Below are 20,145 nucleotides of genomic sequence, written 5' to 3'. Positions count from 1 at the left end.
TCCTTAGTTCTATCATAGCACATGTGTTTGCTTCTTGTAAATCAGAAAAAGGGAAAACGTGAGGCGCGTCGAAAATAAAAGAGGATATAGAACGATGCGGAGGAATCAGCCATGAAGATGATCGTTACGGGCGGCGCAGGATTTATCGGCGCCAATTTTGTCTACTATGAACTGCGTGAGCATCCAGAGGATCAGATCGTCTGCTATGACGCTCTGACCTATGCGGGGAATATTGCGACTCTTGCCGAGGCAAGGAAGTCCTCGCAGTTCACCTTTGTGCGCGGCGACATTGCCGACCGCGCGGCGGTCTATGCACTCTTTGCGCGCGAGAAGCCCGATGTGGTCGTGAACTTCGCGGCGGAATCACATGTGGATCGCTCGATTGAGACGCCCGAGATTTTCCTTCAGACGAATATCATCGGCACGAGCATCCTGCTCGACGCATGCCGCAAATATGGCATCAAACGCTATCATCAGGTATCGACGGACGAGGTATATGGCGATCTTCCGCTGGATCGTCCCGATCTCCTCTTTACAGAGGAGACGCCGCTGCACACGTCCAGTCCCTACTCCTCCTCCAAGGCGTCGGCTGATCTGCTCGTGCAGGCGTATGCGCGTACCTATGGCGTTCCCGTGACGATCTCGCGCTGCTCCAATAACTACGGTGCGTTCCAGTTCCCCGAAAAATTGATTCCGCTCATGGTCATCCGCGCCATGAAGGGGGAACAGCTCCCTGTCTACGGCGATGGAAAGAACGTCCGTGACTGGCTGCATGTGGACGATCACTGCAGTGCCATTGATGCGATTGTGCGCCGTGGGGCGGAAGGCTCTGTCTATAACGTTGGCGGGCACAATGAGCGCTCCAATATCGATGTCGTCCGTACGATCCTGCGCGTTCTGGGCAGGGGAGAGGAACAGATCTCCTACGTCACGGATCGCAAGGGGCACGATCGCCGCTATGCCATCGATCCGACCAAGATCGGACGGGAACTCGGCTGGCAGCCGCAGACGAAGTTCGATGACGGCATTGAGGCGGTTGTTGCGTGGTATCGTGACCATACGTCGTGGTGGGAGGACATCCTCAGCGGTGTCTATGAGAAACGTAATGCCGAGGCATGACGCAGTGGCAGCTCCTCTGTGTGGATGCAGGTGTCATGCACGGCGTGCATAGGAGGAAAATGCGTGCTCTGTTTTAAGGATGTCTCTGTGGACTACGGGTGCGGAGACGATAAGGTCCATGCGCTCGCGGATGTGTCCGTACAGCTGGAGCGCAGCACGGTGCTCGCACTGATCGGGGCATCGGGCTGCGGCAAGTCGACGCTCCTGCGCGTTGGGGCAGGACTTCTTCATCCGACATCGGGGCAGGTGACCTGCGGCGGTGCACCCCTTGATCCGCGTGCCCTGCGGATCGGATTTCTCCCACAGAACTATGGGCTCCTTGCATGGAAAACCGTGCGCGAGAATATCCTGCTTGCGGCAGAGATCAAGGGCATTCGCCGCGATGAAGATGCGGAGCGGCTGGACGCATTGGTCGATGAGCTGGGCCTTAAAGACTTGCTGACGCGCTATCCACATGAGCTGTCGGGTGGACAGCAGCAGCGCGTCGGACTGGCGCGCGTATTCTTTCTCGCCCCCGACCTGCTCCTGATGGATGAGCCATTCTCCGCGCTCGACGCGATTACGCGCGAGGCGATGCAGGAGGTGTTCCTCTCCCTCCGCAGGAAGTATGCGGTGACAACCCTGCTCGTGACGCATTACGTGGAGGAAGCACTGATGCTGGCCGACCGGATTGCCGTCATGCGCGGAAAACCCGGCCGCATCGTCCAAGTGATCGACAACGCGTTTGTCGGCGATACCGCGCGCCGCGGATCTCCGGCGTTCTCCGCCATGGGGCAGACACTGCGCGAAAAGATTGCGGGGGAGGGGGCATGATGGAGAAACTCTCACTGCGGATGATCGCCGCCGGGATGCTCGCCTGTATTCTCCTTTGGGCGGGCGCGGCGGAGCTCTTTCAAAAGCCGGTGATCCCATCGCCCGTGCAGGTGTTTTTCCGATTGACAGCGACATTCACAGGGACGATTGCCATTCACGCGGCGTACAGCCTGATGCGGATTGCTGTGGGCGTGCTTGCCGCCGTTGCCGTCGGCTATCCGCTTGGCGTTCTGATGGGCTATTTTCGGCGCGTCAATCATCTCCTTGCCCCGATCCTCTATCTGACCTACCCCATCCCGAAGATCGCACTCCTGCCCGTCGTCATGCTGCTCTTTGGCGTCGGGGAGACGAGCAAGCTGCTGCTGGTCTTTCTCATCATCGTCTTTCAGGTGATCGTCACGGTGCGCGATGCCGTTGCCGCGATTCCGCCGGCCACGTATTTCCCGCTGCGCGTGCTCGGCGCGTCATTCGGACAGATGGTGCGCCACATCATCGTGCCTGCCTCGCTGCCGAAGTTCATCACGGCTGTGCGCGTGGCGATGGCAACGGCGATCTCCGTCCTCTTCTTTACGGAGACATTCGGCACACAGTACGGCATCGGCTACTACATCATGGACGCGTGGCTGCGCGTGAACTACCTCGATATGTACGCCGGCATCGTCGTGCTGAGTGCAATCGGACTGCTGCTCTTCATCCTGCTCGATCTGGCAGAGCGTCGGCTGTGTGCGTGGAATCGACAGTAGACGGTATTAGGGAATTATTAATCGTGTGAATACATTTCTCAATCGCTTTACAATCCACGCTGAAAAATGGTAAGATGGGCGCGTGGTTTTACTGCGTGGACGGGAGAACCCCTTCGATATCTTCTAGGAAAAGGATGGTATGCATGATGAATGAACTTCTCTACAAAATTCCTGCCCATACGCCGCGTGAGGAAATTGTCGCCCAAATGAAAGCACATCCCGAGGTGCGATTCGTCTCACTCGTCGGCATTGATATGGCGGGAAATGATACGGATGAGAAGATTCCGGTACAGATTTTTCTCGACGATATCGACGCTTTCTACAATGGTACGGCCGTGCAGACGGACGGCTCCTCGGTTGTTCTGCCGAAGATTGCAACGATCGAAAACGCCAAGGTGGATCTCCCTGTTGACCCCTCTGTCAATTGGTTTGTGGACTATAATCCTGAGAGCTCGGATGAGGATACGGGGCTGCCGATCGGCACGCTGCGCATCCCGTCCTTCGTCGTGCATGAGGGAAAGCGCGTCGATCCCCGCGCGGTGCTCACGGATACGCTTGTCTATGTAAAGAAGGAACTGCTGAAGTTCTTCCATGAGAATCCGGAAATCTCCGCAGCACCGAGCCTGAACGGTGCGGACATCGAGGATATCGTTTTCACCTCCGCGACGGAGCTTGAGTTCTGGGTCAAGACGCCGCTCGACGACAATGCCTCGATCGAGGAGATGTCGGCGTCGCAGGTGATGAACGAGCAGTATTGGGAGCGGACGCACGGTGCCGTGCGCTCGGCGCTTGAGGAGTGCCTGATCCAGCTCGAAAAATATGGGTTCCACATGGAGATGGGGCATAAAGAGGTCGGCGGCGTGAAGGCGCAGATCGACGATACCGGCCGCATGACCCATGTCTGCGAGCAGATCGAGATCGACTGGAAATATGACGATGCGGTACAGGCGGCGGACAACGAGCTCTTCATCCGTACCTTTGTCCGCGAGATCTTCCGTCTCTACGGGCTTGAGGTGAACTTCAAGGCAAAGCCGCTCATCGGTCTGGCGGGAAATGGCGAGCATACCCATCTGAGCCTCGCGGCCATCACGAAGGACGGCAAACGCCACAACCTCTTTGCAGCAGACGACCAGAATGCACACTATATGAGCGCCGTCGGCTATGGCGCACTCATGGGACTCCTGCGCAACTACGAGGTCATCAATCCGTTCGTATCGGCGACCAATGACGCATTCAACCGCCTGAAGCCGGGCTTTGAGGCGCCGGTCTGCATCGTTACGTCCTTTGGCGCGACGCCTGCGATCCCCGCGCGTAACCGCACGGTGCTCGTGAGCCTCATCCGCGATATCAAGAATCCACTGGCTACGCGCTTTGAGCTGCGTGCGACGAATCCGTACTCGAATACGTACTTCGTCCTCGCCGCCTCGTATCTCGCCATCCTCGACGGCGTTTTGCACACGAAGGGGCGCACGGCAGAGGAACTGCTCGCCGAGCTCTCCAAGCAGCCGGGTGAGCAGGGGCTCTACCTCGAGACAGACCGCGCCTATCGGAGCGAGGAGGATGTCTTTGAGCACTATACGGCGGAGGAGCGCGATGCACGCTTTGGTAAGCCGCCCGCGACGGTCTGGGAGAACATGCTCGGCTTTGAGCACAACGAGAAGAAGCTCGCGGTCATCACGGCGGGCGGAACGCTGACGCCGCGCATCATTGACTCGTTCCGTACCGGTGCTCTCCTGCGCTGGAAGATCGAGCTGATCAGCCGCATCATTCCGGAGAACCGCGATATCGTTCGCCGTATGACGGAGATCAAGAGCGATTTCGTGACGGATCAGGATGCCTATATGTGGAACAAAATTCGTGACCTGCGCGTCTACCTCGCAAAGGATACGATTGACGACAAGGCGCTCTTTACCCTGCTGATCAAGGCACTGAATGACGGCGATGATGCAACGGCATCGGCGCTGCAGCTCGAGATGTACGCGAAGATGGAGGAACTGAAGAGCCTCTACGACATCTACAAGAAGAATATGATCTAGGGAATCGCTGATAAAATGAGGTATGCCAGATTGGCGTAGATTTTTTGTCCGATTGAGGCAGCAAACCGGACGCATAGCAAGAGCTATGTGGAGGATTTGCTAACGAAAAGCGGGCGAAAAAGATGCGTCAAGATGGTCGTACCGAATTTATCAGTGCTTCCCTAAACATCTAAAAAATGGACTCTGCCGCACGTCGGCAGATTTTTTTGCATTAAATGTCAAAAAATCAAAATTTATATTTGACTTTTTGACTTTATCTGTTATAATAATAGACACATAAAATAAGAACAGTGGAGGGATACCTATGGAACAGGATAAATATACTGCACGGACGCTGGCTGCGCTCCAATCGGCACAGCAGATTGCGGCGATGCGCTATCATCAGGAAATCACGTCGGCACATGTGCTGCTCGCACTTGCCAAAGAGCCCGAGGGACTGCTCGCAACGATCTTTGAGGTCTGCGGTGTGGATCTGCCGATGCTCAAGGCTCGTCTGGAGAAGGAGCTCGCCTCTATCCCGAGCGTGCACGGATCAAACCGTCTCGGCATGGGGATGGATATGGTGCGCGTGCTCGGTCGTGCCGAGGAGCTCGCAAAGTCCATGAAGGACGACTACGTATCGACAGAGCATCTGCTGCTCGCCATCGTGACGGACGGCAGTGAGGAGGTGCAGGCGATTGCGTGTGAGTTCGGTCTGACGAAGAGCAGCGTGCAGGATGCCATCCAGACGAACCGCAAGCAAAACGTGACGAGTGACAACCCCGAGGAGGGCTATCAGTCGCTTGAGAAATACGGGCGCGACCTCACGGCAGCAGCGCGTGCGAACAAGCTCGACCCCGTGATCGGCCGCGACGAGGAGATTCGCCGCACGATCGAGATTCTCTCGCGCCGTACCAAGAACAACCCCGTACTCATCGGTGAGCCGGGCGTCGGTAAGACGGCGATTGTCGAAGGACTGGCACGCCGCATTGTGGCAGGCGATGTTCCCGAGTCGCTGAAGAACAAGACGCTCTACTCGCTCGACATGGGCGCACTGGTCGCGGGAGCGAAATTTCGCGGCGAGTTCGAGGAACGCCTGAAGGGCGTACTGAACGAAATCGCAAAGTCTGAGGGGCAGATTCTGCTCTTCATCGACGAGGTGCATACGGTTGTCGGTGCGGGCGCAGCCGAGGGTGCGATGGATGCGGGCAACCTGCTGAAGCCTCTTCTCGCGCGTGGTGAACTGCGCTGCATCGGTGCTACGACACTGAACGAGTACCGCAAGTACATCGAGAAGGATACGGCACTTGAGCGCCGCTTCCAGCCCGTTATGGTCGGCGAGCCGACGGTGGAGGACACCATCTCCATCCTGCGTGGACTGAAGGATCGCTACGAGGTGCATCACGGCGTGCGCATCCGCGACGCGGCCCTCGTCGCTGCGGCGACGCTCTCTGACCGCTATATTTCCGATCGATTCCTGCCCGACAAGGCGATTGACCTCGTCGATGAGGCAGCGGCAAAGCTGCGCACGGAGATTGAGTCCATGCCCGCGCCGCTCGATGAGATTCGGCGCAAGATTCTCCAGCTCGACATCGAGGAGGAGGCGCTGAAAAAGGAGACGGACGAGGACTCGAAGGAAAAACTCGCGGCACTTGTCGCCGAGAAGGAAAGCCTTCACGCGGAGGAGCAGAAGCTCCAAGAGAAGTGGGAAGGTGAAAAGCAGGCAATCCTGCGCGTACGTGCCATCAAAAAGGAGATGGACGAGGTGCGCGGTGAGATGGAGGCAGCCGAGCGCGCCCAGAACCTCGCCCGTGCATCGGAGCTGAAATACGGCAAGATGCCGGAGCTTGAGAAGAAGCTCGCCGACGAGGAAGCGGCACTCGCTGCAAAGGCGGACGGTGAACAGATGCTCAAGGAGGAGGTCGGCGAGGAGGATATTGCCCGCGTCGTCAGCCGCTGGACCGGCATCCCCGTCACGAAGATGATGACGGGCGAGCGCGAGAAGCTGCTCCGTTTGGAGGATGTACTCCATGAGCGCGTTGTCGGACAGGATGAGGCGGTGACTGCTGTCAGCGAGGCGATTCTGCGTGCACGTGCCGGAATCAAGGATCCGAACCGTCCGATCGGCTCGTTTATCTTCCTTGGCCCGACGGGTGTTGGCAAGACAGAGCTTGCCAAGACCCTTGCGGAGTCGCTCTTTGACGATGAGAGGAGCATGATCCGCATCGATATGAGCGAGTACATGGAGAAGCACAGTGTCTCGCGTCTCATCGGCGCGCCTCCGGGATACGTCGGCTATGACGAGGGCGGTCAGCTCACTGAGGCAGTGCGCCGTCGTCCGTACAGCGTCATTCTGCTCGATGAGATCGAAAAGGCGCATCGCGACGTGTTCAACGTGCTGCTTCAGATCCTCGACGACGGACGCCTGACGGACGGCAAGGGGCGTGTGGTGAACTTCAAGAACACTGTCATTATCATGACGAGCAATCTCGGCTCGCATGAGATCCTCAGCAAGGACTATGCGGAGGCAACGGCGGCAGTGAAGGCACTGCTCAAGGAATACTTCCGCCCCGAGTTCCTGAACCGCGTCGACGACACCATCGTCTTTAAGGGGCTCACGCAGGAGGATGTCAAGCGCATCGCGGCGATCATGCTGAAATCGCTCAGCAAACGCCTTGAGCGTCAGGTGGACATCGCGCTCGCGTGGACGGATGATGCTCTGGAGGCACTCGCGAAGGAGGGCTTTGATCCCGACTTTGGCGCACGCCCGCTGCGGCGTCTCCTCACGCATAAGATCGAGACGGCGCTCTCGAAGAAGATCATCGCAGGCGACGTGCGCGGCGGTGACACGGTCGAGCTTGGCTTCGACGGCACGGCGTTTACGTTTCAGGCGCTGTAAGCGAGAGCTGCAATCGGCTCGCTGCTTTCTTCGTTGCGACGGGGGAAGCGAATATGCCATAATCCAAAAGCCTGCCCCGCTTGCGGGGAAGGGGGACCGCGAAGCGGTGGAAGGGGCACAACAGGGAGCAACGTGAAGGAGTGTTTTCCTTCATGTTGCTCCCTATTTAATTTCCGTACCAACGGTTACAGCATTTCTTCACCGTCCTGCGTTATAATTGTCACATCAAGGTGAAAATTATAATTGATATAAAGGGGCTTTCATTATGGAAAAGACACTGGATCTGAAGAAGAGCGTTGCCGAACTGGTGGAGGAGTATCCAGAGGTGCGGGAGATCATGGCGGAGGTCGGCTTCAAGGAGATCACCAATCCCATCGCGCTCAACGTGATGGGGCGCATCATGACGATCCCGCGCGGTGCGGCGGTGAAGGGAATTGATCTCGCAAAGGTGATTGCCGCCTTTGAGGAGCACGGCTATACCGTGCTCAGTGACGATGCACAGTCGCGGCAGGGACGTCTGCGCGGCTTTATCGAGCGCCTGTCGGATGGGGAGGAACTGGACTCCGTCCGCAAGGATTTTGTCAAGGAGTTCAGCCACGTCGAGGCCCATGAGATCATGGATGCAGAGCAGTCCCTCATCAAGGAGGGCATGCCAGTCAGTGAGGTGCAGCGTCTCTGTGACGTGCATTCTGCACTCTTTCATGGGACGGCGTCTGCTCCGCCCGCAGGTGCGCTTTCGCATGATGAGATTCACGCGCAGGCAGCATCGGTCGACCCGAATGATATGGACGCACTGCCCGAGGGACATCCGCTGACGATTTTGCGCGCGGAGAATCACGCTCTTGAACAGCTGCTCGATACGATTACGGCGGAGCTGGACGGCGCGAAGCGCATGGATGTCATGCTGACGCACATGCTTTCCCTCGGCGATCTGCGGATGCACTACATCAAGAAGGAAGAGCTGCTGATGCCGGTGCTCTATGACTATGGCGTTACCGGGCCGTCGCAGGTGATGTGGGGCATTGACGATGAGATGAAGCGCGAGCTCAGCATGATCATCAAGGCGCTCAAGGCGGATGCAGAGACACTGCCGCTCTATGAGTCGCGCATTCGTGATCTTGTGCAGCGCGTGCGCGAGATGACCTTCAAGGAGGAGCGCATCCTGTTTCCTCTCAGCCTGCGGTATTTTACGCAGATGGAGTGGTACCGCGCCTACCACGATCTCGTGACGATGGGATCGTCCTTCGGCGTCGACCTTCCCGCGTGGCCGGAGGCACAGGCATGGCTCGATCAGGAGGCGGCGCGCGTTGCCGATGCGCCGTCTGGGGGAGCGCTTCAATTTCCAACAGGCACGCTTACGATGGAGCAGCTGACGGCGATCTTCAAGCTCCTGCCCGTCGATATCACCTTCATCGACAAGGACGATGTCGTCCGCTTCTTTACCAACGAGGGGCAGGTCTTCACACGCCCCATGTCCGCGCTCGGGCGTGACGTGATCAACTGCCATCCGCCCGAGATCATTCCCGTCGTGCGCAATCTGATTGCGGACTTCAAGGCGAAGAAGCGCACGCAGATGGTCGTCTATCGCCGCATCCGCGAGCAGCCAATCCGCGTGCAGTATCAGGCAATGTACGACGCGGCCGGCGAATATCTCGGCACGGTCGAGTTCGTGACCGATCACGCCGAGGCACTCGAGAAATTTCGCCGCTGAAATGCGACAAAAGGATATGACAATATAATAATGAAATCTTAGGCATGAACGGGAACGAAGCCGCTTCATGCCTTTTTTGATGGAACTTTCATTCTTGACATTGTTTGTCGAAGTAGATACTATTATGTTAGAATGAAATGAGGAGGGGCAGAAATGAACAAACGTGAAGCCTATGGAAATCTCGTAAAAGATGCGCGGAAGTTCTATCAGGAACAGGATGGATCTTCTTTTCTGATGCCGCTTGATGAGACGTTTGGTGTTTGTAAAGAAATCAATCTTTATACCTATTGGCAGGGCAGAGGATATGCCGAAACGACACCGGAAATCAAATACCTATTGGTTGGACAGGACTGGGGCAACCCACATTCTGCACCGAAGACGTTTCAAGATAGGATCAGACAGATTATCAGCGGAAAAGACTTACCGTATATCAGTGACGAAAAGAAAATGGACAGTGGGTTTCAAACGGATAAAAACTTGATTGAGCTCTTTCGTCATTTGGGTTATGAAATTGCACAACAGCAGTACGATGAACTTTTCTTTACGAATTTTTGCTTGGGCTACCGGCGTAAAGAAAGCAGCGGGGGCATGAAGAAGAAGCTCATGAATAAAGACAGGGAACGTTTTCGGGAGTTATGTATCATATTGCAGCCGAAGAATATTTTGTGCTTGGGACGCATGAGCTTTGAATGTGTTTATAAGGCACTTGTAAAAGGATCCAGAATACCATATAAGGGCTATATGAAATATATCGAAGAACATTCACAGATCAAAGCGGATCCTGCATATGGGGGCGGGGTGATCTATCCGCTGGCACATTGCGGCAGTCTTGGCATAAGGAATCGACCATTGGAGCAGCAAATTAAAGATTGGAAGTGGGTCGGGGAGACCTCCATGCAATGAGATGAAAAAGGAGGGGCGGTGATGTCTCGGCAGGAACGCAGACGAATTGCGGAAGAAACCATACAGATTACGCACCAAGGCAGGTATCAAAAGCATGGCAAAACAATACTTCTTCCCAAAGAGGACTATAGCGCAGCAATTCTCATAGATGCCAAAGAGGCAAGACGTTGTGGAGAAGTTGTAAAAAGTGGCTGCTCTATATCAGATACTCCTGATATCTATGTCTTGGATGCAGATTCTTTTGCCTGTGCCGAGGGAATGGAGAACGTCCTCGTAATGAATTTCGCCAATGCACATGTACCCGGCGGCGGATTTCGAAACGGTGCAAATGCACAGGAAGAATGTTTGTGCAGAGAGAGTACGCTCTATCACTCCATAGGCAGCGATGCGGCATACGAGATGTATAACTATAACAATCGCCGAAAAAATGCCTGTGCTTCCGACTACATGATACTATCACCCCATGTATGCGTCTTTCGGGATCTTCATGATGATTTTTTGGATGAGCCATTTCTGACTTCTGTCATTACGATTCCTGCGCCGAACCGCAACGGTGCGGCGCGGGAGGTTTCTCCTGCTGTGATGTCACGTGTAATGAAATCGAGGCTAAGGAAAATGTTTGCCGTTGCCGCAGCGCATGGATATTCGTCACTCGTTCTTGGCGCATGGGGATGCGGTGCATTTGGGCACGACCCGTATAGCGTTGCAAAGTATTTTTATGATATTCTTATGGATGAAGAATATCATAAATACTTTCGAACGATAGCATTCGCCATTATTGATAGAGGTGAAAAGAAAAATTTTCACGCATTTGCAGATGTGTTTCAGAATGTTGGAACAATATGCACCAATGATACATCTGAAACAGTGACATTAGTACCGGGATTTTATCAAACAAATCATCCGTTCATCACATACAACTTTTCACAGGAAAACATTTCTCCTGAGAATAAAGGGTATTCTTATGGCACAACGAAGAACGGAATTCCCTTTATGGCAGAAATCTGGGAGCAGACCGATGGCGATCGGGCTGTGGCATTCTATCTTCCTGTTACGGAAGACTTCATGAAGCTAGAGTGCGTGCCGCTTGTCAATGAAGCAACCGATACGAAGACCTTTTTTGTTCAAAAGCCGGTGAAGGCGTTTCATGCTTTGTGTGTCGGCATGGCGGACGGCGGCATGGTGGACGATTTAAGCGTCCTGTTTGCTTATGTCAGTTTTTTGGAAGAATGTAATTTGCTTGCATTTTCCACCGACCGCCAAAATGCATATGCATTTCTTTTGACGGATGTGACAGGGCATGATCTGATTGCGATTACGATATCGCTCACAATAGAGGGGGAGACGGTGGCTTCTACACCACTTTCATGGATTCCGTTCCACCATTCGTCCCCCAAGAGAACCCATCTGCGTTTGGTGTAGTGCATTCAAAAAGGCTCATGGAAGTATATTGAGCGAAGCCTGTCAAGAAAAATACTTGACAGGTTCTTTGTTTCCCGCTATACTTGCACAAGTGTCTCCCACAATAGCCTGCCTCGCCTGCGGGGAAGGGTGACCACGCAGCGCGTGGTGGAAGGGGAGGAACGAATTGGATCAGCTCTACTATCGCGCAAAGCTCTACGATTTCTATGGAGGCCTTCTGACGGGGAAGCAGAGGGAGTGCCTGCATTTACATATTGCAGAGGATTTCTCGCTCGCGGAGATCGGCGAGGAGCTCGGCATCACGCGGCAGGCGGCACATGACAATATCCGCCGTGCAGAGCGTGCACTGGCGGAGATGGAGGAGACGCTGGGGCTCTTTGCTCGTCAACAGGAGCAGGAGCGGGCGATCGCTGCCGTCTGTACGGAGCTGCGTGCGCTCCGCGAGCCGATTGGACGCGCGGATGTCCGACGCATCGCGGATGAACTGGAGCGATATACATCACAGAATGAGATATAAAGACCATGGATAAAAGGAGGTGAGGAAATGCTCTTTGAGAATCTGTCCGACCGCCTGCAGGGGATCTTCAAAAAGCTGCGCGGGCACGGAAAGCTGACCGAGGACGACGTGAACGAGGCGATGCGCGAGGTGCGCATGGCGCTGCTGGAAGCGGACGTCAACTTCAAGGTCGTCAAGGACTTCGTGAAGCGCGTCAAGGCGCGAGCGGTCGGGCAGGATGTGCTCGACACGCTCACGGCGGCTCAGGCCGTTGTCAAGATTGTCGATGAGGAACTCACCGCACTGATGGGCGGGACGGAGAGCCGTCTCAACATCAGCCCCAACCCACCGACCGTCATCATGCTCGTCGGACTGCAGGGCTCGGGCAAGACGACCTCGGCAGGCAAGCTCGCACTCATGCTGAAAAAGCAGGGCAAGCGTCCGCTGCTCGTTGCCGACGATATCTATCGTCCCGCTGCCATCAAGCAGCTTGAGGTCATTGGCAGCAAGGTCGATGTGCCCGTCTTTTCGCAGGGGCAGGAGGATGCCGTCGCCATTGCGCGTGCGGCAATCGCACATTCCGCGTCCCATGCCAACGACGTCGTTATCATTGATACGGCGGGGCGTCTGCAGATTGATGAGACCCTCATGCAGGAGCTGCGTGATATCAAGGCGGAAGTAAAGCCGCATGAGATTCTCCTCGTCGTGGATGCCATGACAGGACAGGAAGCCGTAAACGTCGCCGAGGCGTTCGACGCCTCGCTTGGTCTGGACGGCGTCATCATGACGAAGCTGGACGGCGATGCGCGCGGCGGCGCGGCCCTCTCCATCAAGGCGGTGACGGGCTGCCCGCTGAAATTCGTCGGTATGGGCGAGAAGCTCGAGCCACTTGAGGTGTTTCATCCCGACCGTATGGCGTCGCGTATCCTCGGCATGGGCGACGTGCTCTCTCTTGTGGAGAAGGCACAGGAGAACTTCGATCTCGAGAACGCGAAGAAGATGGAGGAGAAGCTCCGCCGCAACGACTTCACGCTCGATGATTTCCTCGATCAGATGCAGCAGGTCAAAAAGCTCGGCTCGCTCAGCAATATCCTCGGCATGCTTCCGGGAATGGGCGGTCTGAAGAAGAAACTCGGCGATCAGGAGTTTGACCTCGATGGAAAAGAGATGCGCCGGCTTGAAGCGATCATCCGCGCGATGACGCCGAAGGAGCGCGCAGACATCACGATCATCAACGGCAGTCGGCGCAAGCGCATTGCCGCCGGCAGCGGGACGCGCGTGCAGGACGTCAACAAACTGCTCAAGCAGTTCGGCGAAATGCGCAAGATGATGAAGAAGATGAAGAAAATGAAGGGGAAGGGTGGTATGCCCGCCATGCCGTCCATGGGCGGTATGGGACTCCCCAAGATGCCGTTCTTTCGGTAGTGCGGTACAATATCCAACGAAAGGTGGTGAAATTATGGCAGTCAAGATTCGTTTGAACCGTATGGGCGCGAAGAAGAATCCCTTCTATCGCATTGTGGTCGCTGATTCGCGTGCACCGCGCGATGGGCGATTCATCGAGATCCTTGGGAACTACGATCCGTCGAAGCAGCCCGCACTCGTCAACATCGACGAGGAGAAGGCGATCGATTGGATGAAGAAGGGCGCACAGCCGACGGATACCGTCAAGAACATTCTGAGCAAGAATGGCACGATGGCGAAGTTCGCTGAGGCAAAGCGTCAGAAGGACTGATGCGTGACGCGCGATTCGATGGGGGGATCTCCTCTCACGCAGAGGACTTCCCGTCGCGTGCGCACACGGCGATGAGGAGAGACGACGCGCATGAAAGAGATAGTCGAGGTTATTGCGAAATCCTTGGTAGATCATCCGGAAGCTGTCGTCGTTGACGAAACACAGGATGATCAGGAGATCATTTTAAGACTTCGCGTGGCGGAGGATGATATGGGAAAGGTCATTGGCAAGCAGGGGCGGATCGCAAAGGCGCTTCGCAGTGTTGTCAAGGCCGCTGCCACGAAGGAGAATAAGCGGGCGACAGTCGAGATTGGCTGAGCCGGGCGAGACGGCGTGCGTCATGGACGGTCGCCGTTTTTGTATAGGAGAGATATAGAGTGGATTCGATTTCAATCAAGGTGCCGGTCACCGTCAAGGCGAAGCTCACAGAGAAGCTGCGCGCAAAGATGCTCAAGGAGATGGAGGAAGGTCTCAGCCGTGCAGAGCTTGAACTGCAGCAGCTCGGTATCCAGGAGAAGCGTGTGATGCAGGAGGCAGAGCAGGGCGAGCTCACCCCGCAGGCGATCCAGCACATCAACACGATCCGTCAGGAGCGTCAGCGCCGCGTCGACTACGTCGAGGAGACGCGCGCCCATCAGGAGGAGCTGCAGAAGTTCGCCGAGGGGGCGGAGATCGTGCAGGGAACGCTCGAGCGTCAGGTTGAGGCGAAGGTCGGCGACGATATGCGTGAGCTGATGAACGTAGAGATCCTGGTGGAGGATGACAAGATTGTCGCAATCCGCTCCTGATGACCGCATCGTCATCGGCCGCATCGGCGCACCGCACGGCGTGCGCGGCGATCTGCGCATTATCCCCCTGACGGATTTCCCTGAGCGTTTTGCGCAGATGCGGGAGGTGATGGCAGGGGATGAACTCCTTCATATCACTGCCGTTAAGCCGCAGGGGCGAAATATTCTCATGCATTTTCGGGAATACGATGTGCGTGAGACGGCGCAGCGTCTCACGGGACGTGTGCTGACGGTGCCGCGTGCGGAAGCGGCACCGCTTGACGAGGGCGAGTATTATGTGTTCGACATCGTCGGGCTCACCGTTCGCGATGAGGACGGTAACGAACTCGGTACGGTGACGGATGTTCTGCGGACGGGCAGCAACGATGTCTATGCGGTACGGGATGCCGAGGGGCACGAACTCCTTGTACCCGCACTGCGCACCGTGGTGCAGAACATTGACATAGCGGGCGGCTGCATGACCGTGCGCCTGCCGGAATAGCGGACGGAGACGATCTCTGTCCGCGTTTTCTTTGCGCAATTTCCTGTGTCATGCTATAATAGTATGACTAGGGAAGCACTGATACATTCAGCGATTCCCTAAGTCGCTATTTTTTTCATAAGGGGACGAACTATGCTCACTTGTGTTACGCATTCACCGGAAGAGACGGCGCATTTAGCGGGGACAATCGGCAAAATCATCCGTGAGGGAACGGTCATCTGCCTCGATGGAGAACTCGGCGTAGGCAAGACCCTCTTTGTGCGTGCCCTCGCCCGCACCCTCGGCGTGGAGAGCGATGTGACCAGCCCGACCTTCAACCTCATGAACATCTATGAGGCAGCGTGCCCGATCGTGCACTTCGATCTCTATCGGATCACGTCGGAGGAGGAGCTGGAGGACATTGGCTTCTATGAGTACGCAGAGGCGACGGAGGGAATTGTGCTGATCGAGTGGGCGGAGAAGTTCCCCGATGCCATGCCCGCAGATCATCTCTCTGTGCGCATTGAAGCGCTGAACGATGAGGAGCGGCAGTTTACCTTCGTCGCCAAGGGGAAAAAGAGCAGGGCGCTCTTGGAGGAGTTGAAACGCATTGTTGATCGTGAGCCTTGATACGTCCTCGCAGGTATCGAGCGTAGCGGTGCTCTCTGCGGAGCGTGTCGCTGCTGAGGTGAGTATGCAGGGCGCATTGACGCACTCCGAGACACTCATGCCGCATATCGAGCTGGCTCTGCAGATGGCGCGTGCCAAGAAAACGGAACTCGATGGCATTGCCGTCAGTATCGGGCCGGGATCCTTCACGGGGCTGCGCATCGGCCTTGCGGCGGCAAAGATGATGGCGTACGCACTGAACATCCCCATGATCTGCGTTCCGACACTGGAGGCACTTGCCTGTCACTATGCGGGTTCTGTAGGGCTGCGCATTCTCCCGATGATGGATGCGCAGAAAGGCAACGTCTACGTGCAGGAATTCAGGTGGCGTCCCGAGGAGGAGGGCGTGCGCCTTTCTGAGGAACATCCCCTTTCCATCCTGCCGCTGACCAAGGTGCTCGACGCACTCGCGGGAACGGAGCTGCCCGCCGTTTTGCTTGGCGATGCCACGCGGCGGAACGATTTCCCTGCGCTTCCTGCCAATGTCGGGATTGCTCCCCTGCATCTGCGCATGCCGCGTGCGGCGTGTGTAGGACTGGCGGGGCTTGCGCGGCTGCAGCGGGGGGAGATGGACGACCCTGTGACAGCGGTACCGCTCTATCTGCGCCGCAGTGAGGCAGAGGTGCTGTGGGAGCAGCGGCATGGCGGAGCGGCGGCATCATGATCTCCTTTCGTCCGCTTGCTCCGGAGGATGCAGACGCCGTGGCGTGCATCGAGCGAGAGAGCTTTCCGACACCGTGGTCGCGCGAGGATTTTTGGCGCGAGGCGTCGAATGACTTTGCCTGCTATATCGTTGCGCTTGAGGGCACGGCAGTGATCGGCTTTGCCGGCTGCTGGATCTCCTTTGAGGAGGCACAGGTCACGAATATCGCGCTGACAGCGATGCAGCGAGGCAGGGGCTATGGACATCTGCTTATGTGCGCGTTGATGCGCACAGCAGCAGAGCGCGGCGTCGAGCGTATGACCCTCGAGGTGCGCCCGTCGAATCTGCCCGCCCGCCGTCTTTATGAGCGGCTGGGATTCGTGGAGATCGGTATCCGCAAGGGGTACTATCAGGACAACAACGAAGATGCCATTCTCATGTGGAATACGAAATTAAGGGATACACTGTCTGATGAAAGATGTGCAAGAGAGACTGACGCTCGGGATTGAGACAAGCTGCGATGAGACATCGGCAGCCGTACTTCGTGGGACACGCGAACTTCTGTCCTGCGTGATTTCAACGCAGATACCGATTCATCAGAAATACGGCGGCGTTGTTCCTGAGATTGCTTCGCGCAACCATATCCTGAGCATTCTGCCCGTCGTCCGGCAGGCACTCGACGAGGCGAAAGCGGAGCTTGCGGCGATGGATCAGATCGCTGTTACATACGGCCCCGGACTCGTGGGAGCGCTGCTTGTCGGTGTGTCGGCGGCAAAGGCATTGGCGTTTTCGCTCGACGTGCCGCTCATCGGTGTGAATCATCTCGAGGGGCATATCTTTGCGAATTTTCTTGAGACGCCCGATCTCGTGCCGCCATTTATCGCGCTTGTCGTCTCGGGTGGTCATACGGCACTCGTCGATGTAGCGGACTATGAGACGTTCCGCCTGATGGGCAGTACGCGCGATGATGCGGCAGGCGAAGCGTTTGATAAAGTTGCGCGCGTGCTCGGCCTTCCCTATCCGGGCGGCCCTGAGATCGATCGACTCGCACGCGCGGGAGATCCGCAGGCGATTGACTTTCCGCGTGCGCTCGCGCAGGAGGGCAACTATGAGTTCAGCTTCAGCGGGCTGAAATCCGCCGTGTTGAACTACATCAACGGTCAGCGCATGAAGGGGCGAGAACTCCACGCGGCGGATATCGCGGCATCGTTTCAGGCAGCCGTCACGGAGGTGCTCGTTCACAAGGCGTTCGAGGCGATTCATGCGGCGGGGCGGGATACCCTTGTCCTTGCCGGCGGCGTTGCGGCAAATGCTGCCCTCGAGCAGCAGCTGCGTGCGCGGGCGGAGCAGGAGGGCATCCGCTATCTCTATCCTTCGCTGCGTCTCTGTACGGATAACGCTGCCATGATTGCCTGCCGCGGTGCCTATCAGGCGGCGGCAGGGAAGTACAGCGATCTCTATCTGAACGCTGTACCAGGACTGGACTTTGTCTAATTTGTATTATTGGGGGAGCTGATGTGACATGGTGCATCGGCTCTTTTTATTTGTCCATAGCCCTTCATGACAAAGGGCAAGGTCTTTTCGTTGCAATGATGAATCCCATTCGTTATAATGAGGTCTATCAGGGGGCGAGAGGGGGGCGGTCACATGGAACTAACGGAACGTATGCGGACGATACTGTCTCTGCTTCTTGCCGCGTCCGGCTATGTGACTGCCGAACATATCGCCGCTGAGCTCGGTGTCAGCGCACGTACTGTGACGCGCGAGATGCACGGGATCGAGACGGCACTGGAGCCCTATGGCGTGATGCTTCTTCGGCGCACGGGTGCGGGATTCATGCTCAGTGGGGATGCCGCAGCGCTTGGGCATCTGCGTACGGAGCTCTCTTTGGCGGATGTGCACAGCACACTGACCCCCGATCAGCGGCGTTCCATCCTGATCACACGTCTCCTCATGGCGGATGAGCCGCTCAAGCTCTTTGCTCTGGCACATCTTCTGCACGTGACCGACAGTACCGTCAGTCATGATCTCGATCGTCTGCAGCCGTGGCTTGCCGCACAGCAGATCACGCTCGTGCGTCGTCCCGGACTCGGCGTCTACGTCGAAGGGGCGGAGCGGGATATCCGCCGTGCACTGGTTCGCATCATCCACGATTATGTGGATGAAAAGGAACTCCTTGCCCTCATCGGGGATGATGCGGCTGAGGAGGGACCGGCGTACGCGGCAGATCGTGCCCTGCTCGGCCTCGTTGATCCCGCGCAAATCCGCCGCATTGATGACGCTGTTGCAGCGGAGACGCAGGATCGTAACATCCCGGACAGCGCACGCGTCGGGCTTGTCGTCCACCTCGCGCTCGCCGTGCGGCGGCTGCAGCAGGGTGATACGATTACGATGGATGCGGGGACGCTGGAGGAGCTGCGGCAGACAGAAGAATTTTCTGTGGCAGAGACGATTGCGGCGCGGATGGGTGAGGTATTCTCCATTTCCATCCCTGCAGCGGAGATCGGCTATATCACCATGCATCTGCTCGGTGCACGCGGCATGACGCTCCCCTCGGGGGGCGGGCGCGTGGATAATTTCCGGCTGGTGCAGATCGCGCAGTCGATCATGCGGCGCGCCTCCGAAAAGAGCGGTGCGCCGCTCATGCGCAGCCGTACGCTGCTCACGGGCCTCGTGAATCACCTTGCCCCGGCACTGCATCGTCTGAAACTCCACATGGATATCCGCAATCCTCTGCTCGCGCAGATGGAGGAAGAACATCCGGAGCTCATGGAGATCGCACGGCATGCGATTCCCATGATGGAGGAGGAGGCAGGGATGCCGGTGCCCGATGATGAGGTTGCCTATATTGCCATTCACATCGGTGCGGCATTGACGGAGGCGGGCGGGGATCGCCCCGCCGCACGCGTTCTGGTCGCCTGTCCGACAGGTCTTGGGACGAGCCGCCTGCTTGCGAGCCGTCTGCGCCGATCCTACGAGCGGATTCGTGTGGTCGGTGCCGTCTCCTCGCTTGCCCTTACCGCGCAGGAGATTCTGCGGCGTTCGGCGGACTTTGTGGTCTCCACGGTACCGCTTTCGCCGCTTCCTGTTCCGGTCGTTGTTGTCAGTGTGTTTTTGACGGCAGCAGATCGGGCACAGATCGATGCCGTTCTTGCCGGCTGCAGCGTACATCATACGGAGGTGCCGGCGGATCCCGTACCGCTGCCGTTTCCCGCAGTGATGGCGGAGATTCATCGCCGCAGCGGATTGATCTGCGATCTGCTCACGGACTTTCACCTACAGGACAATGTATCGGCGGTATCCATTGAGCAGCTTGCTGATGCGGCGGCGCATCTTCTCCTCACAGAGTACGCGGCAGCGGAAGAGTTTGCTGCCGAGCTCCTGCGGCGGGAGAACATCGCTCCGACGTGGGCTGCACCGCAGATGATTCTCCTCCATGGGTGTTTTGCACGGCAGGAGAGAGCGCGCTTCGGCGTTATGCATCTTGCGCATCCGCTTCCTTACGGAGGAGATGCTGTGCAGACGGCGTTGGTCATGCTCGTGCCGGCGGGAGAGGCGGAGATGGAACGGGAGATACTTGGACATATTGCGGCACAGATCGCAGACCGCCCGACGTTTGCCGACATTCTCGCGCACGGAGATGCGGCGGGAATACGCCGCGAGCTCGAATACGTTTTGGAAGAGCATTTTCGGGAACATCTCGAACAGCTCTTGTAAAGAATCACTGAT

The 20,145-nt window shown here is 56.9% G+C and carries 20 protein-coding genes; all 20 read left to right on the top strand.

Annotated elements, in window-relative coordinates; genetic code table 11:
* Positions 1–111 precede the first annotated feature (111 nt).
* The 20 genes from rfbB (at position 112) to C1713_RS09060 (ending at position 20,133) form a co-directional block, all read left to right on the top strand.
* Positions 112–1,119, top strand: coding sequence for a dTDP-glucose 4,6-dehydratase (rfbB, locus tag C1713_RS09155; RefSeq protein ID WP_050343428.1), 1,008 nt, complete (start codon positions 112–114; stop codon positions 1,117–1,119).
* Between the two features lie 24 nt (positions 1,120–1,143).
* Entirely contained in the window at positions 1,144–1,932 is a 789-nt protein-coding gene (locus tag C1713_RS09150; RefSeq protein ID WP_102494065.1) for an ABC transporter ATP-binding protein, read from the top strand.
* The gene (locus tag C1713_RS09145) at positions 1,929–2,675 is read left to right on the top strand and encodes an ABC transporter permease (protein WP_102493719.1); all 747 of its coding nucleotides are present in this window, start codon (positions 1,929–1,931) and stop codon (positions 2,673–2,675) included. Before C1713_RS09150 ends, C1713_RS09145 begins: the two co-directional genes overlap by 4 nt.
* Positions 2,676–2,821: 146 nt before the next feature.
* A complete protein-coding gene (locus C1713_RS09140; protein WP_102494064.1) occupies positions 2,822–4,711 on the top strand; it encodes a type I glutamate--ammonia ligase in 1,890 nt (629 codons plus the stop codon).
* A 39-nt stretch (positions 4,712–4,750) separates the two neighbouring features.
* Positions 4,751–4,876, top strand: a complete 126-nt coding sequence (locus C1713_RS12470; RefSeq protein WP_071884734.1) for a secretion protein HlyD — start codon at positions 4,751–4,753, stop codon at positions 4,874–4,876.
* A 139-nt stretch (positions 4,877–5,015) separates the two neighbouring features.
* Complete coding sequence (gene clpB / locus C1713_RS09130; protein ID WP_102493718.1) at positions 5,016–7,589, top strand: ATP-dependent chaperone ClpB; 2,574 nt, start codon at positions 5,016–5,018, stop codon at positions 7,587–7,589.
* A 265-nt stretch (positions 7,590–7,854) separates the two neighbouring features.
* Positions 7,855–9,300, top strand: a complete 1,446-nt coding sequence (locus C1713_RS09125; protein WP_102493717.1) for a DUF438 domain-containing protein — start codon at positions 7,855–7,857, stop codon at positions 9,298–9,300.
* Between the two features lie 153 nt (positions 9,301–9,453).
* Complete coding sequence (locus C1713_RS09120; RefSeq protein ID WP_102493716.1) at positions 9,454–10,203, top strand: hypothetical protein; 750 nt, start codon at positions 9,454–9,456, stop codon at positions 10,201–10,203.
* Between the two features lie 21 nt (positions 10,204–10,224).
* Positions 10,225–11,625 carry a TIGR02452 family protein gene (locus C1713_RS09115; RefSeq protein WP_102493715.1) on the top strand — a complete coding sequence of 467 codons (1,401 nt, stop codon included), beginning with the start codon at positions 10,225–10,227 and terminating at the stop codon, positions 11,623–11,625.
* A 166-nt stretch (positions 11,626–11,791) separates the two neighbouring features.
* On the top strand, positions 11,792–12,142 hold the full coding sequence (gene ylxM, locus C1713_RS09110; RefSeq protein ID WP_102493714.1) for a YlxM family DNA-binding protein: 351 nt from the start codon (positions 11,792–11,794) through the stop codon (positions 12,140–12,142).
* 27 nt (positions 12,143–12,169) lie between these two features.
* Complete coding sequence (ffh, locus tag C1713_RS09105) at positions 12,170–13,546, top strand: signal recognition particle protein (RefSeq protein ID WP_102493713.1); 1,377 nt, start codon at positions 12,170–12,172, stop codon at positions 13,544–13,546.
* A 34-nt stretch (positions 13,547–13,580) separates the two neighbouring features.
* Positions 13,581–13,856 carry a 30S ribosomal protein S16 gene (gene rpsP, locus C1713_RS09100; RefSeq protein ID WP_006691291.1) on the top strand — a complete coding sequence of 92 codons (276 nt, stop codon included), beginning with the start codon at positions 13,581–13,583 and terminating at the stop codon, positions 13,854–13,856.
* A 90-nt stretch (positions 13,857–13,946) separates the two neighbouring features.
* On the top strand, positions 13,947–14,174 hold the full coding sequence (locus tag C1713_RS09095; protein ID WP_006306836.1) for a KH domain-containing protein: 228 nt from the start codon (positions 13,947–13,949) through the stop codon (positions 14,172–14,174).
* A 59-nt stretch (positions 14,175–14,233) separates the two neighbouring features.
* Positions 14,234–14,644, top strand: coding sequence for a YlqD family protein (locus C1713_RS09090; RefSeq protein WP_102493712.1), 411 nt, complete (start codon positions 14,234–14,236; stop codon positions 14,642–14,644).
* Positions 14,616–15,125, top strand: coding sequence for a ribosome maturation factor RimM (gene rimM, locus C1713_RS09085; protein WP_102493711.1), 510 nt, complete (start codon positions 14,616–14,618; stop codon positions 15,123–15,125). Before C1713_RS09090 ends, rimM begins: the two co-directional genes overlap by 29 nt.
* Positions 15,126–15,257: 132 nt before the next feature.
* Complete coding sequence (gene tsaE, locus C1713_RS09080) at positions 15,258–15,734, top strand: tRNA (adenosine(37)-N6)-threonylcarbamoyltransferase complex ATPase subunit type 1 TsaE (RefSeq protein ID WP_061943799.1); 477 nt, start codon at positions 15,258–15,260, stop codon at positions 15,732–15,734.
* The gene (gene tsaB / locus C1713_RS09075; RefSeq protein ID WP_102493710.1) at positions 15,715–16,437 is read left to right on the top strand and encodes a tRNA (adenosine(37)-N6)-threonylcarbamoyltransferase complex dimerization subunit type 1 TsaB; all 723 of its coding nucleotides are present in this window, start codon (positions 15,715–15,717) and stop codon (positions 16,435–16,437) included. The genes tsaE and tsaB overlap by 20 nt, the downstream gene beginning before the upstream one ends.
* Positions 16,434–16,925 carry a ribosomal protein S18-alanine N-acetyltransferase gene (gene rimI, locus C1713_RS09070; protein WP_102493709.1) on the top strand — a complete coding sequence of 164 codons (492 nt, stop codon included), beginning with the start codon at positions 16,434–16,436 and terminating at the stop codon, positions 16,923–16,925. The genes tsaB and rimI overlap by 4 nt, the downstream gene beginning before the upstream one ends.
* Positions 16,888–17,910 carry a tRNA (adenosine(37)-N6)-threonylcarbamoyltransferase complex transferase subunit TsaD gene (gene tsaD / locus C1713_RS09065; protein WP_102493708.1) on the top strand — a complete coding sequence of 341 codons (1,023 nt, stop codon included), beginning with the start codon at positions 16,888–16,890 and terminating at the stop codon, positions 17,908–17,910. The genes rimI and tsaD overlap by 38 nt, the downstream gene beginning before the upstream one ends.
* A 153-nt stretch (positions 17,911–18,063) precedes the next feature.
* Positions 18,064–20,133 carry a BglG family transcription antiterminator gene (locus C1713_RS09060; RefSeq protein WP_102493707.1) on the top strand — a complete coding sequence of 690 codons (2,070 nt, stop codon included), beginning with the start codon at positions 18,064–18,066 and terminating at the stop codon, positions 20,131–20,133.
* Positions 20,134–20,145: the final 12 nt, after the last annotated feature.

The sequence above is a fragment of the Centipeda felix genome (assembly GCF_900186465.1).
Classification (GTDB): Bacteria; Bacillota; Negativicutes; order Selenomonadales; family Selenomonadaceae; genus Centipeda; species Centipeda felix.
This window is presented reverse-complemented; position numbering and strand designations above follow the sequence as displayed.